Raw genomic sequence first — 12,827 nt, forward strand, 5'->3', positions numbered from 1 at the left:
AATCAATCCTCCTTGCGTGATACTGAGCCAGCCACACCGGCCGGCTCAACGTGCAGGCGCAGCCCTTCGACAGCGACAACGCGTAATTTGTCTCCTTCACGTACCGGCACGGCAGCGCTCGCCAGCCAGGATTCCCCCATCACACGCACGCGGCCGTCGCCATCGAAATCGCCCAGCGCCACCGCCGTCGCACCGACCAGCGCTTCCTCTCCGGTTTGCGGCGGCCGGCGCCGCAGCGACCACAGCCGTGTCATGGTCCATAGCATCAGGCCGGCCGCCACCAGCGCCACGCCTCCGATCAGCGGCAGCGATACCGCAAGGTGTGCATCGTCCATCAGAATCACCGAGCCAAATACGAAAGAGACAACCCCGCCAATACCGAGCGCACCAAAGCTGGGCAAGAATGCCTCGCCAATGATGAACAACAGGCCGAGCACAATAAGCGCCAGGCCGGCGTAGTTCACCGGCAGCACCTGAAAGGCGTAGAGCGCCAGCACGAGGCAAATCGCGCCGATCACGCCGGGATAAATATTGCCAGGGCTGGCGAGTTCGAAAATGATGCCGTAGAAGCCTACCAGCATGAGGAAATAAGCAATGTTCGGATGGGTGATGACCGCCAGCAATTGATGACGCCAGTCTGGCTCGATATTCACCAACGCAACGTCGGAAGTCGCCAGGATGCGCGCGTCGTTATTGATCGTGACCTCGTAGCCATCCAGCTGCGCCAGCAAATCGGGCAGATCACGGGCGACAATATTCACCACGCCCTGCTCCAGCGCCTCCGCCGCCGTAAGGTTGACCGCGTCGCGCACCGCTCGCTCCGCCCAGTCGGCGTTACGCCCGCGCCGCTCTGCCAGACCGCGGATATACGCCACGGCGTCTTCGAGCACCTTGCGCTCCATCGCCGTGCCGCCGCGACGCTTGCCTTCATCATCAGGCTCGCTGTCGGCTTCTTCTGTTTCCGGCTGCCCCGGCATACCGCCAATCTGCACCGGCGTGGCCGAGCCCAGATGCGTGGCCGGGCTCATGGCGGCAATATGGGTGGCATACATCAGATAGGTGCCGGCACTGGCCGCGCGTGCACCACCGGGGCTGACGTAGCCCACCACCGGCACTTCGCTGGCGAGGATGGCGCGCACCATATCGCGCATGGCGGTGTCCAGCCCGCCGGGTGTGTCCAGCCGCATGACCACCAATTGCGCCTGATGCTCGGCCTGCGCTTGTGCCAGCGCACGCTGAAAGTAATCGCTGGTCGCCGGCCCGATCGGACCATCTACCGTGAGCACCACGACTGGCGCCGGCGCCGCCGCCCGCACCGCCAGCCCGGCTAACGCCAGCAGTGCGCCAACACCAAGGCAATACAGGGCAAACAACGCACGGCGACGGGAAACAGGGTGTCGGCTCAGGTTCACAGCGGGCCCTCCTGTACGGCTTTGGCCAGATCGGGGCGGTCACGCGGCCCTGTTGCCAGGGCATTGCGCCACAGCCGAGAAAATCGGTGACCGCTGATGTCGTTCAGCCTCCACCGGAAATCCCTTATAGGACAAGGCTATACAGGCCGCCGTTTCACCACAAGCGGCATTCTGAGAAGAGCTTGACACGGGCATAAAAAAACACTGGCACAGCCTCAGGAAACCGCGTAAGGTGGCCAAAGCTGCAGAAGGAAGGCAGTGGATGTTTTGGTCGTTCCCGCCGTGTTACCTCCTCAACGCCCCAATCCCCGAAGACTGCACGCCACATACGATTTTTATTGGTTTTCTGAGGTATAGATTCAATGGCTACCGGCACTGTTAAATGGTTCAACGAGTCCAAGGGTTTTGGTTTCATTACTCAGGACGACGGCGGCGCAGATGTGTTCGTACACTTCAGCGCAATTCAGGGCTCCGGTTTTAAAACCCTGCACGAAGGTCAGAAAGTGACCTATGAAATCCAGCAGGGTCCGAAAGGCCCGCAAGCTGCCAACGTTGTTGTCTGATTTTTCAGGCCAGTAACCATGGCAAGCTAAGAAAAAGCCTCACTTCGGTGGGGCTTTTTTTATTTATTTGCGGCTGCTCCCGTAGCCGTCAAAGGCTGCGCTCGTCCCGGCTATGTCTGGCTGATTCTGGCTGATGTTGTCACCGACGAGCAGGCGGAGCTTTTGCTCGCGGCTGAAGCGTTTGATTGCTGCCTCGCGCTGCTGCGCAGCACTGCGGCTGGCTGCCGTTTCGTGCCACACCAGCGTCACCGGGCGGCGTGCCCGGGTATAACGTGCACCCGCCGACCCTGCATTATGCTGCGCCAGGCGCCGTGGTACATCTGTCGTGACACCGGTATAAAGGCTTCCGTCTGCACAGCACACCATGTATACATGCCATGACGCTGGCAGCGCTTTTTGTGTCATTTTTACCGCTCGCAGGCCGTCCCTCCGAACAGTCCATGTTATCATTTCAGCCTCGGTCGCCATCAAGGAATGAGGCATGATCTCCTATCTCTACTGGTTTTGTGTCGCCGCACTGGTGTTTCTGGTGTTGTTCGGCCTGGGCGCCCGCCTGGGCAAATGGAAACCCGCAGCGATTCTTGCGGTCATTCTGGTAGTGCTGAGCACTTTGCTCTATTACTTCTATCTGGAGCAAATGTTCGTCAAGCGCTGGGGCGGCAGCATGGCGATCCGCGTACCGGCCGGCCAGCTGCATATGGGAGCGACCTGGAAGGGCGACAACCTGTGGATCCAGAACTACGACCCGCAAGAGAATGTATGTATATTTAGCGAATATGCACGGGGGAATCTACTGGAAGGCCGGGTTATCCTGAGGGACTGCAATCCAATGCTGCCCGCCTTTTCAGGCGCCAAACCGGAAGCCGTTACAGGTCCAGACTTATGACAACAACGACTGTTACCGACGCTCGACACCTGACTGAAGAAACGCTGTTGCAGATGCTCGAAAGCCATCCCGCAGAGATAGAGTTCGAGCAGGTCATGGCGGTAATCGATGCTCACTACGACTATACGCCCACTCGTTTTACCAACGGCATCAAGGGCGATCAGGTCATCAACAACCCAGGCGAGAACGAAGGCGCGTGCCGCATATTCGCGTTCGCCAAGCTGCACGATCTCAACACGGCACGGACGCTGGCATGCTTTGGGCGCTTCTATCGCAACGATGTGCTCGATCAGCTCAATGGCCGCAATCACCCCAATATCCGGGTGTTCATGCGCCACGGCTGGAGCGGTATCCAGTTCGATGGCGAGGCGCTGGCGCCGAGAACGCCTGAGTGATTATTTGCGGGGGCCATGCATCGGCCCCCCGAAACCCCGTATAATCCCCTGCACCCCGATATGGATCGGCCCATCGTGCCGTGCTTGTCATGGCTACCCTGATTCCACGCTGGAGAATCTGATCTCCGGCCCGACGCAAAAAAAACTCAATGACTGAATTTGCCATCGGCCAGCGCTGGCTCAGCGAAACCGAAACCGAGCTGGGCCTGGGCATCGTGGTCAACCTCGATTACCGCCTGGTTACCGTGTTCTACCCTGCCTGCGAAGAAGAACGCACCTACGCCAAAGCCAACGCCCCCTTGTCGCGCATGACCTTCGCCGCGGGTGATCGCATCCAGACACAAGCCGGCGATGCCTTGATCGTCAGTGCGGTGGAGCAGGTCGATCAGCTATTGATATACCAAGCCGCGCCTGAAGATGATCCGGCTGCGCTGCGCCCCGTACCGGAAAGCCAGCTCGGTTATCAGGTGGAGCTGTCCGCCGTCACGGATCGCCTGTTCTCGAAACAGCTTGATAGCAACAACTGGTTCAACTTGCGCGTTGCCGCCCTGCATGCACGCACCCAGGCGGAGCAGTCGCCGGTGCTGGGCCTGCGTGGGCCACGCATTGATCTGATCGGCCATCAGTTGTGGATCGCCCACGAAGTGGCCAATCGTTTTGCGCCGCGCGTGCTGCTGGCCGACGAAGTGGGCCTGGGCAAGACCATCGAAGCCGGCCTGATCCTGCATCAACAGCTGCACACACACCGCGCCAGCCGGGTGCTGATCGTGGTGCCGCAACCGCTGGTGCACCAGTGGTTTGTGGAAATGGTGCGCCGTTTCAATCTGCACTTCAGCATCTTCGATCGGGAGCGGCTGGAAGCATTGCAGCCCGATGAAAGCGTGCGCGACATGTTTGCCCGCTTGCTGGAGGAAGAGCACAGCGGCGTCGCCAGCACCCCCGAGAATCCCTTCCTGAGCGAACAGCTGATTCTGTGCAGCACCGAATTTCTGGCGCACTGCAACATGGATCAGCTGGCCAGCGCCGAATGGGATCTGCTGGTGGTGGACGAAGCGCACCACCTCAGCTGGTCAGAGGATGCACCCAGCGATGCTTACCAGCGCGTGGCGCGGCTGGCCGCAGCAGCACGCGGGCTGTTGTTGCTGACCGCCACCCCGGAGCAGCTCGGCGTGGAAAGCCATTTTGCGCGGCTGCATCTCCTTGATCCCGATCGTTTTCCAACGCTGGAGGCGTTTCGCAGCGAGCAGCAGGATTACCAGCGCATTGCCGCGCTGGCCGGCGAGCTGGTCGATAACAGCATCTGGTCTGCCGATCTCAAGGCACGCCTGCAGGCGCTGCTGCCCGATATTGCACCAGAGGAAAGCCGGCGCGCACAAATCCTGCGTGAGCTGCTGGATCGTTCCGGCACCGGCCGCGTGCTGTTCCGCAACACACGCAAGCACGTCGAGGGCTTCCCAGAGCGCCATGTGGAAGGCATCCCGCTGCCCTTTCCCGAGTTTTATGCAAACGGCGAACCCGACGATGCGCTGCACCCGGAAAGCGGATTCAATGACGACCGCTGGTGCGCGGAAGATCCACGTGTCAGCTGGCTGGCGGAGTTTCTGCGCCGGGACCGCTCCCGCAAGGTGCTGGTGATCTGTGCGCGCAAGGAAACCGCCATCGACCTGCACGCCTGGTGCGGCTACAAGCTGGGCATGAACGTGGCCGTGTTCCATGAGGACATGGACCTGATCAGCCGCGACCGCGCAGCCGCCTATTTTGCTGACCCGGAGGACGGCGCACAGGCACTGATCTGCTCCGAGATCGGCAGCGAAGGCCGCAACTTCCAGTTTGCACACCATCTGGTGCTGTTGGATCTGCCCCGCAATCCGGATCTGCTGGAACAGCGTATCGGCCGCCTGGATCGCATCGGGCAGACGCAAGACATTCAGATTCATGTGCCTTATTTCAGCGACCACCCTCAGGAAGTGCTGTTTCAATGGTACGATCAGGGTATGCAAGCATTCACTCGCACCAACCCTGCCGGCACACAGATCCTTGCCGGCAGCCGGGAGCAGCTGGATGCCGCACTGGCTTCACCAAAGGACACAACGCTACGAGCGGCGTTGGTGGAGGATACCCGCACGCTCGCGCAGCAACTGCAACGCCAGCTGGAGGCAGGCCGTGACCGGCTGCTGGAACTCAGCTCGCACCAGCCGGAGCAAGCGGCGGCATTGATTGCGCATCTGGCCGACGCCGATGCCGCACCGCCCAGCGACTTCATGGACAGCGCCTTCGAGCGTTTCGGCGTCGAAGTGGAGGAGCATTCCGAGCACGCCATCATTCTCAAGCCCGGCCCGCACATGATCGAACCGTTCCCGCATCTGCCGGAGGAAGGCATCACCGTTACCGCGCACCGCCCCACCGCACTCAGCCGCGACGATTTGCAGTTTCTCACCTGGGAACACCCGATGGTGCAAGGCGCCATCGAGCTGGTGCTGAGCGAAGATCGTGGCAAGGCCAGCGTCGCGCTGCTGCGCAACCCCAAAGTCAAACCCGGCACGCTGTTGATCGAAGCGTTTTACACCGTGGAATGCAGTGCGCCTCGCGCCTTGCAGGCGAGCCGCTTCCTGCCGGGCACGATCATACGCAGCCTGCTGGATGCACAGGGCCGTGATCTGAGCCAGGCGATCAGCTTTCCCGGCCTGAGCCAGCAATGCCACAAGATGGAGAAGCCGCTGGCACGCAAGATCGTCGATAGCCAGCAAGCCTTGCTGGAAAAGCTGCTCGCCAACGATCAACAGCGCGTCAATGCTCAGGCCGAGGAGATTATCCAGGCAGCTCTGGCAACCATGCGGACGCATCAGGACGGAGAACGTAACCGGCTGGTGCAACTGCAACAGAAGAACCCGGCGATTCGCCAGGAAGAGATCGATTTCCTTGATCGGCAAACCGATGCGCTACGTCAGCATCTGGCGGAGGCCCGCTGCCAGCTCGCCGCCGTGCGCGTGATCGTGGCGGCGGCCAGCTGAAATTACTCCGCCAGCACATCCTCGGCCGGCACCCGCTCGGCCGCGGAATGCACCTTGCCCAGCAACAGCTCCACCGGTGCCGACTTGCCGGCAGGCACCGGATGCAGGCGCAGGGTGCTCCAGCGCAATTCTCCGTTGCCATCCCGCACCTCTGCCCACAGACCGTAATCATCCTCTGCTTGCCGCGTGTCGCCCCGATAAACAAGTGAAAACGGGATCGGCACCTGCCGGCCTTCGGCCGCTTGCTGATGCTCGGCCACCACACTGCCACCGGCACCGTCCGGTGCAAGGTTATCCACATCTGCCGCCCGTACCAGCTGCACGGTAATGACAGCATCTTCCGGCAGCGCTTCACGCTCCCGATAGACCAGTGTGCCGGTCAGCTCCAGGCTCGCGGGCTGTGCGTCCCCCGCCTCACTGGCCGTTGGCGGTGTCGCGGGCGTGGCCGCCAGATCCTTGTCCTCCGGCTTGTCACAACCGGCCAATATCAGCGCCAAAACCAGCGCGGCGCCCCGTATTATCATGCGTTTCAGCTTCATTGACGTGCGCTCCCTGTACACTGAGGACTGCCTGCCATCATGCGCTGCCACACCACCAGGCTCAACCACCGCCGCATCTTCTCGCCGTCCGCTCATGGCCCGCTTCACAGCGGGTAGCGAAGGCCCGTGCCCGGCTCTGTTACACTGTCCACTTGCTGTGCACCGGCCCTACACCGCTTATGCACAAAGTTATCCACAGCCTTGGAGAACCGCATGACTCTGCTTCAGCCTCTGCTGCCGTGCGTGGAGATCAACCCGGACGAGCCCGCCACTGCCGCTGTCATCTGGTTGCACGGGCTGGGCGCTGATGGCCATGATTTCGAGCCGATCGTGCCGGCCCTGAAATTGCCCGCTTCAATGCCGGTGCGCTTCGTATTCCCGCACGCGCCGGCCATTCCGGTCACCATCAATGGCGGCGTTACCATGCCCGCCTGGTTTGACATCCTCGAAGCAAATATCGAACGGCGCATTGATGAAGTCGGGCTGTTACAGTCAGCAGATGCCATTACCGCGTTGATCGAGCGGGAACGGGAGCGCGGTGTGGCGGCCGAGCGGATCGTGATTGCCGGCTTTTCCCAAGGCGGCGCCGTCGCCTTCGAGGCAGCACTGCGATACCCGCAGCCGCTGGGCGGCCTGCTGGCAATGTCCTGTTATTTTGCCACCGAACGCAGCGTGCAACGACACCCGGCCAACGCCAGCCTGCCGATCGAGATCCACCACGGCACCCGGGATCATGTGGTGCCGGAAAGCCTCGGCCTTCACGCGGCCAAGGTGCTCGGCGATCTGAACTACCCGGTGACGCTACGTCGCTATGTGATGGAACATGAAGTGTGCCCGGAGCAGGTGGCCGACATCAGCCAATGGCTGCGCCGGATTCTGCGCTGACAAGCTCGATGCGCGGCAGCCGGTTCACCAGCAGCCGCCTGGCTCGCCAGTCGGGGAGGCGCTGATCCATCAGCGCCTTGAAGCGCGGCCCGTGATTCATTTCCTCCAGGTGGCACAGCTCGTGCACCACCACATATTCCAGGCAGGCAGGCGGCAGCCGGATCAGCGCCAGGTTCAGATTGATAAAGCCCCGCGAGGACAACGAACCCCAGCGGCTTTTCATCTGTTTCACGCGCAAGGTCGGCCGCCCATGGCCTCGGGCGGCGAAAAACGGAAAGTGGCGATCAATTTCCGCCTCGAAATACTGATACGCCTGCGCTCGATACCAGCTCAGCAACACCGCAGGCAGTTGCTCCGCCGAGGGCGCAGACAGATACAGCTCATCCTCTCGCCGCACCGCTTTTCGCGCACCGCTGGCCAGCCGCAGCGTGAGCGGCCGGCCCAGAAACGGGTGCTGCGCGCCCTCCGCCAGTTGCAAACGCAGCGGCCCCGGCCGCTCGGCCATGCGCACCAGCGTGCGCCGCAGCCAGTCGCGGCGGCCGGCCAGAAAGGCACTGATATCTGCGGGAGAAGCATGAAGTGGCGCCCGCACTTCCACGCGGGCATCGGGGAACACACGCAGCTCAAGCGAGCGGCGGCGTGTGCGGGTAATGGTGTAAGGCGGCAAGTCGAAAGCATCTGGCAACATGCCGCAAGTATAACCCAGGCGACCGGCAAGCGACGCGTCAGACCGGCGCCGGGCGGCCGCGCAACCGATCCAGATAACCACGTACCCGGCTGGCAACACCGTTATCCACCGCTACCTCGTTGGCCTCGGCCACCCGATGCCGGCGCAACAGGGCAGGGCTGGCGCTGATCATGCCGTGGTGTCGCAAAGCACTTTCCACCCCGCGCAACAGCATGTTGCGGCTGACCGGGCGCGGCAGCACGCGATAGACCTGCGCCTGATTGATGAGTCGGATCAGATGCGTGGTGTCGCGAAAGGCTGTGACGACAATGGTGACCAGCTCGGGCTGGCGAGCCTTCAACAATCGCAGCGCATCGGTGATATCGCCTTCCGGCAAATTCAGATCGGTGACCAGCACGGCGGTCGGTTGCTCGGCCATGTGCGCCAGCGCCTCATCCAGTGTGCCGGCGCTCAGGACTGGCCGGCCCGGTCGGCTGTCGCGAATCAGCTCGAACAGATCCGGGCGCTGATCCAGCACCACGATTGCGCCATCGTCCTCTGTGCCGGCAGGCGCGGCGGTGGATTCGTTACCCGTTTTTTGTGGCTGATGCTTTTTCAGCAACGGCGCCGCGCTTTGTTCGGCAATGGCCACGGCTTCTTCAAGTGTGTTGCGCAGCGCATCCAGCTGCCAGGGCTTCTGCACGTAACGGAAAATCTCGCCGTCGTTGATGGAGCCGACGATGCTCGCCAGCTCGGCATAGCCTGTCAGCAAGATGCGCATGGCGGCAGGCTGCATCTCGCGCGCCTGACGCAGCACTTCAACGCCGGTCATGTGCGGCATTCGCTGATCGCTGACCACCACCTGCACAGTATTTTCGCGCAGCAGTTCCAGCGCTCTTGCTCCGCCATTGGCCGTAAGCACGCGGTAGCGCGCACCAAAAGCCAGGTTCAAGGTACGCAGTATCCGCTCCTCGTCATCGACAAATAACACTGTCGGTTTTAGCTGCATCTCCGCCTCCTTAACCCGCCGCAGCCTCGGTTGCCGGCGTGCGCTGTGTGGCCGCTTGCTGTTGCGGCAGCCACAGACGAAACTCCGTCCCGGCTCCCGGTGTGGATGCCACGGCAATGCTGCCGCCGTGCTGAGTGATGATCTGATAGGAAATGGAAAGCCCCAGGCCGGTGCCCTGGCCCACAGGTTTGGTGGTGTAAAACGGATCAAAGATACGTTGCCGCACGGTTTCCGGCATGCCGCTGCCGTTGTCGCTGATGCGAATCTCGACGCCCTCGTCCAGAGCACGCGATTGCAATCGGATTACTCCGAAATCATCAATCGCTTGCGCCGCATTGGTGAGGATGTTGAGCAGCACCTGATTGATCTGCGACGCGGCGCACTCGACTTGCGGCAGGTCACCGTAATCGCGCACCACTTCTGCTTTTTGCTTGATCAGGTTGCGGCCGATAGTGAGCGCGCTATCCAGGCATTCGTTCAGGTTGACCCGATCCACGCGGGCCCGATCCAGGCGGCTGAAATTACGCAGGTTCAACACCAGCTCGCTGATCTCGCCCAGCCCATGGAGCGTGTCGTCGAACAGATTATCCAGTTCGTCCAGAATGCCGGTTTCGGCCACACTGTCCTGCTCTGCCGTGGCCACTGCCAGGTGCTGGCTGATTTCGTCATCGGTGGCGCGCTCATCCATCAACGAGCGCACCAGATTGCCGCTCGCTACCAGCGCCGTTGCCGTGCGTGCCGCAAAATCTCGCACCAGCTCCACGTTGCTGCGCACATAACCCAGCGGCGTATTGATCTCATGGGCGACGCCCGCCACCATCTGGCCCAGCGAGGCCATTTTTTCCGATTGCACCAGGTGTGATTGTGACGCTTTCAAATGCTGGTTGGCGCGCACCAGTGCCTGCCCGCGTGCCGCAACCCGCTGCTCCATTTTTTCCAGCAGTGAGGTGACCATCCCCATGCCACGATATTCGCCGTTTTCCACCACGACAAAATCTTCCGTGATCGGGAGCCGCATGTGCTGCCGCACGTAACGGCTTGCTTCTTCGATGCCGGTGCTCTGCTCGACCAGCAACGGCGAGGGATTCATGAAGCGCTCGATAGGCCGCGCACCGAAAACCTCGCGCCCGTATTGCCGCAGGAAAACCCGCATGATGTCGTAACGCGACACGATCCCCAGCGTCTCCCCGCCACGCACGACGGGCAGGCACAACAGATCGGCGCACGCCTCGGCCAAAAACAGATCGGCCACATCCGCGACGCGCATCTGCGGGGGTATCGGGTGAACCCGCATCACCAGATCACTGATACGGGTGGGAGTTTGCTGGCCGGCCATACTGCTGCATTCCGATCATCAGGGCTACCAGAAACAGGCAGCCTTCAGGGCAGCTCATGGTGCGACAGCGATATGACAGGCAAGTGAAAACCGAGGGCACAAAGTGATCGCTCGATCTGGGTGCAGGGAGAGGAAATAATACCGGCGCGCAGGCCGCCATCATGTCGGCAGGACACCGATCAGTGAGAGTCTGTGGCATGGCAGTGCGCAGCGGCTTTTCCCGGGCTGATTGCACAGGCGCACGAGCACCGACGTCGCTTCTGCGCTGCCTTGAGAGCGCGGCTTCGGGAGCGCCCGCTTTGAGAGCGCAACTCGGGGAGCCCCTGCTCCAAGAACGCAGATTCGAGAGCACGGACTTGAGAGCGCCGCCCCGGCTTCCACCGGGGCAGCAAGGATGCCGGCCGAAGCTCAGCCGATATGTTCAGCGCGCATCACTTTTTTGTCGAGCTTGCCCACACTGGTGCGTGGCAGGCTGTCGACGAACGTGATGTTCTCTGGAATACCATAGCGCGAGATAACGCCTTTCTCGGCATAGCCCGCGACCAGCTCGCGGATTTCTTCTGCAGTGACTTCCGCGCCCGGCTTTTTCACCACCAGCGCCAGCGGGCGCTCGCCCCACTTGGCATCTGGCACACCGATCACGGCGCATTCCGCCACGCTGCTGTGTTGCAGCACCAGCCCTTCCAGATCCAGCGAGGACACCCATTCCCCGCCTGTCTTGATCACATCCTTGATCCGGTCGGTGATCTTCAGATAACCGTCTTCCGTTATGACGCCGATATCACCGGTGTGCAACCAGCCGCCGCGCCACAGATCCTCCGATTGCTCGGGATCATTCAGATAGCCCTGAGTCAGCCAGGGTGCCCGCACCACCACCTCGCCCTGGCTCTTGCCATCATGAGGGAGATCATTGAGGTCCTCATCGACGATACGCAGGGTCACCATCGGCACCGGCCGGCCCGTCAGGCTACGAACCTCAGCCTGCCGTTCGTTATCCCAGGCTTCCATATGCGGTTGCAAATGTGACAGCGTCAGCACCGGGCCCGTCTCGCTCATGCCGTAGCCGGTGAACACATCAATGCCCATATCCAGCGCCGCTTTAGCCATCGGTTTCGGCAGCGCCGAGCCACCGATGATGACTTTCCAGTTGGAGAGATCCACTTGTTTGACGGCGTCGCTGGCAAGCAGCATTTGCAGGATCGTCGGCACGCAGTGAGAGAATGTGACTCGCTCGGTCACCAGCAGCTTGAGCAATACTTCGGGCACATAACGGCCAGGGTAAACCTGTTTCACGCCCAGCAGTGTCGCCAGGAACGGTACGCCCCACGCATGCACATGAAACATTGGCGTGATCGGCATGTAGATATCGCTCTGGTTGAAGCGGCCATGGCCATCGCCTGATGTGGCAGCGCGCAGCGCGAAGGTGTGCAGCACCAATTGCCGATGGCTGAAATAAACGCCTTTCGGCAAACCGGTGGTGCCCGTGGTGTAAAAGGTGGTGGCGCGGGTATTTTCATCCAGCAACGGAAATTCGAACTCGGCATTGGCGGCGGCCAGCAGCTGCTCATACTCGCCGTGCGCCTGGATGCTGCTGCTCTCCGGCCCTTCGCCGTCATCCAGCAGGATAAAGGTCTTCACCGTTTCGATGCGATCCTTGATGGCGTCCAGCAATGGCAGGAACTCGCGGTTCACCAGGATCACGTCATCTTGCGCGTGGTTGATGGTATACAGTACCTGCTCCGGCGACAGCCGGATATTGATGGTATGCAGCACCGCACCCATCATCGGCACAGTGAAAAAACACTCCAGATAACGATGGCTGTCCCAGTCCATCACCGCCACGGTATCCCCCGGCTTCACACCAGCACTTGCCAGAGCGGAGGCCAGGCGCCGGACGCGCTCGCCCATTTGCCGATAGGTCATGCGCATCTTGTCGGCGTAGACGATCTCCTGCTCAGGCGCGCTGCGCACGCCAGCTTCCAGAATCGTGCCGATCAACAGCGGCTGATCGACGGCCGATGGGGTGCGCTCAATGACGTGTGCGGTCATGCAACTGTACTCCTGAATATCTGCTGTATTGTTATGCGAGAGAAAATGGCCAGCCCGGCCGGCCGCTCACGCTGC

12 protein-coding genes are annotated in these 12,827 nt (G+C 61.4%); 5 read left to right on the forward strand and 7 right to left on the reverse strand.

The genetic code is table 11. The features are described from left to right. Positions 1-2: 2 nt before the first annotated feature. Entirely contained in the window at positions 3-1,406 is a 1,404-nt protein-coding gene (locus MU846_RS04150; protein WP_306799261.1) for an NfeD family protein, read from the reverse strand. A 368-nt stretch (positions 1,407-1,774) separates the two neighbouring features. Between MU846_RS04150 and cspE the strand changes: the two genes are divergently transcribed. Next, positions 1,775-1,975 carry a transcription antiterminator/RNA stability regulator CspE gene (gene cspE / locus MU846_RS04155; RefSeq protein WP_246948742.1) on the forward strand — a complete coding sequence of 67 codons (201 nt, stop codon included), beginning with the start codon at positions 1,775-1,777 and terminating at the stop codon, positions 1,973-1,975. A gap of 63 nt (positions 1,976-2,038) precedes the next feature. Here cspE and MU846_RS04160 read toward each other — a convergent pair whose 3' ends face one another. Next, entirely contained in the window at positions 2,039-2,458 is a 420-nt protein-coding gene (locus MU846_RS04160) for a GIY-YIG nuclease family protein (protein WP_306799240.1), read from the reverse strand. Here MU846_RS04160 and MU846_RS04165 point away from each other — a divergent pair. The 3 genes from MU846_RS04165 (at position 2,457) to rapA (ending at position 6,267) form a co-directional block, all read left to right on the forward strand. After that, positions 2,457-2,861, forward strand: a complete 405-nt coding sequence (locus MU846_RS04165; RefSeq protein WP_246948746.1) for a hypothetical protein — start codon at positions 2,457-2,459, stop codon at positions 2,859-2,861. The genes MU846_RS04160 and MU846_RS04165 overlap by 2 nt on opposite strands. Then, positions 2,858-3,256 carry a HopJ type III effector protein gene (locus MU846_RS04170; RefSeq protein WP_246948748.1) on the forward strand — a complete coding sequence of 133 codons (399 nt, stop codon included), beginning with the start codon at positions 2,858-2,860 and terminating at the stop codon, positions 3,254-3,256. Before MU846_RS04165 ends, MU846_RS04170 begins: the two co-directional genes overlap by 4 nt. A 149-nt stretch (positions 3,257-3,405) precedes the next feature. Further along, entirely contained in the window at positions 3,406-6,267 is a 2,862-nt protein-coding gene (gene rapA / locus MU846_RS04175; RefSeq protein WP_246948750.1) for an RNA polymerase-associated protein RapA, read from the forward strand. Positions 6,268-6,269: 2 nt separating this feature from the next. Here the strand turns inward: rapA and MU846_RS04180 are convergent, their stop codons facing one another. Continuing rightward, the gene (locus MU846_RS04180) at positions 6,270-6,806 is read right to left on the reverse strand and encodes a YbaY family lipoprotein (RefSeq protein WP_246948753.1); all 537 of its coding nucleotides are present in this window, start codon (positions 6,804-6,806) and stop codon (positions 6,270-6,272) included. 213 nt (positions 6,807-7,019) lie between these two features. Between MU846_RS04180 and MU846_RS04185 the strand changes: the two genes are divergently transcribed. Then, positions 7,020-7,691, forward strand: coding sequence for an alpha/beta hydrolase (locus MU846_RS04185; protein ID WP_246948755.1), 672 nt, complete (start codon positions 7,020-7,022; stop codon positions 7,689-7,691). Here the strand turns inward: MU846_RS04185 and MU846_RS04190 are convergent. The 4 genes from MU846_RS04190 to MU846_RS04205 form a co-directional block, all read right to left on the reverse strand. After that, positions 7,660-8,379, reverse strand: a complete 720-nt coding sequence (locus MU846_RS04190) for a M48 family metallopeptidase (protein WP_246948759.1) — start codon at positions 8,377-8,379, stop codon at positions 7,660-7,662. The two genes, MU846_RS04185 and MU846_RS04190, sit on opposite strands and share 32 nt — an antisense overlap. Positions 8,380-8,416: 37 nt before the next feature. Further along, positions 8,417-9,367 carry a response regulator gene (locus tag MU846_RS04195; protein ID WP_246948761.1) on the reverse strand — a complete coding sequence of 317 codons (951 nt, stop codon included), beginning with the start codon at positions 9,365-9,367 and terminating at the stop codon, positions 8,417-8,419. A gap of 10 nt (positions 9,368-9,377) precedes the next feature. Next, positions 9,378-10,703: a sensor histidine kinase gene (locus MU846_RS04200; RefSeq protein WP_246948763.1), complete on the reverse strand. Its 1,326-nt coding sequence runs from the start codon at positions 10,701-10,703 to the stop codon at positions 9,378-9,380. Between the two features lie 408 nt (positions 10,704-11,111). Then, the gene (locus tag MU846_RS04205; protein ID WP_246948764.1) at positions 11,112-12,752 is read right to left on the reverse strand and encodes a fatty acid--CoA ligase; all 1,641 of its coding nucleotides are present in this window, start codon (positions 12,750-12,752) and stop codon (positions 11,112-11,114) included. Between the last annotated feature and the right edge of the window lie 75 nt (positions 12,753-12,827).

This window comes from Alcanivorax quisquiliarum, assembly GCF_023051175.1.
Lineage (GTDB): Bacteria > Pseudomonadota > Gammaproteobacteria > Pseudomonadales > Alcanivoracaceae > Isoalcanivorax > Isoalcanivorax quisquiliarum.

What these genes read in the sequence shown, in the direction of transcription:
- MU846_RS04170 (WP_246948748.1), top strand. Translation starts at nt 2,858, where the DNA reads ATGACAACAACGACTGTTACCGACGCTCGACACCTGACTGAAGAAACG.
- MU846_RS04165 (WP_246948746.1), top strand. Translation starts at nt 2,457, where the DNA reads ATGATCTCCTATCTCTACTGGTTTTGTGTCGCCGCACTGGTGTTTCTG.
- MU846_RS04195 (WP_246948761.1), bottom strand. Translation starts at nt 9,367, where the DNA reads ATGCAGCTAAAACCGACAGTGTTATTTGTCGATGACGAGGAGCGGATA.
- MU846_RS04200 (WP_246948763.1), bottom strand. Translation starts at nt 10,703, where the DNA reads ATGGCCGGCCAGCAAACTCCCACCCGTATCAGTGATCTGGTGATGCGG.
- MU846_RS04180 (WP_246948753.1), bottom strand. Translation starts at nt 6,806, where the DNA reads ATGAAGCTGAAACGCATGATAATACGGGGCGCCGCGCTGGTTTTGGCG.
- cspE (WP_246948742.1), top strand. Translation starts at nt 1,775, where the DNA reads ATGGCTACCGGCACTGTTAAATGGTTCAACGAGTCCAAGGGTTTTGGT.
- MU846_RS04160 (WP_306799240.1), bottom strand. Translation starts at nt 2,458, where the DNA reads ATGCCTCATTCCTTGATGGCGACCGAGGCTGAAATGATAACATGGACT.
- rapA (WP_246948750.1), top strand. Translation starts at nt 3,406, where the DNA reads ATGACTGAATTTGCCATCGGCCAGCGCTGGCTCAGCGAAACCGAAACC.
- MU846_RS04185 (WP_246948755.1), top strand. Translation starts at nt 7,020, where the DNA reads ATGACTCTGCTTCAGCCTCTGCTGCCGTGCGTGGAGATCAACCCGGAC.
- MU846_RS04205 (WP_246948764.1), bottom strand. Translation starts at nt 12,752, where the DNA reads ATGACCGCACACGTCATTGAGCGCACCCCATCGGCCGTCGATCAGCCG.
- MU846_RS04190 (WP_246948759.1), bottom strand. Translation starts at nt 8,379, where the DNA reads ATGTTGCCAGATGCTTTCGACTTGCCGCCTTACACCATTACCCGCACA.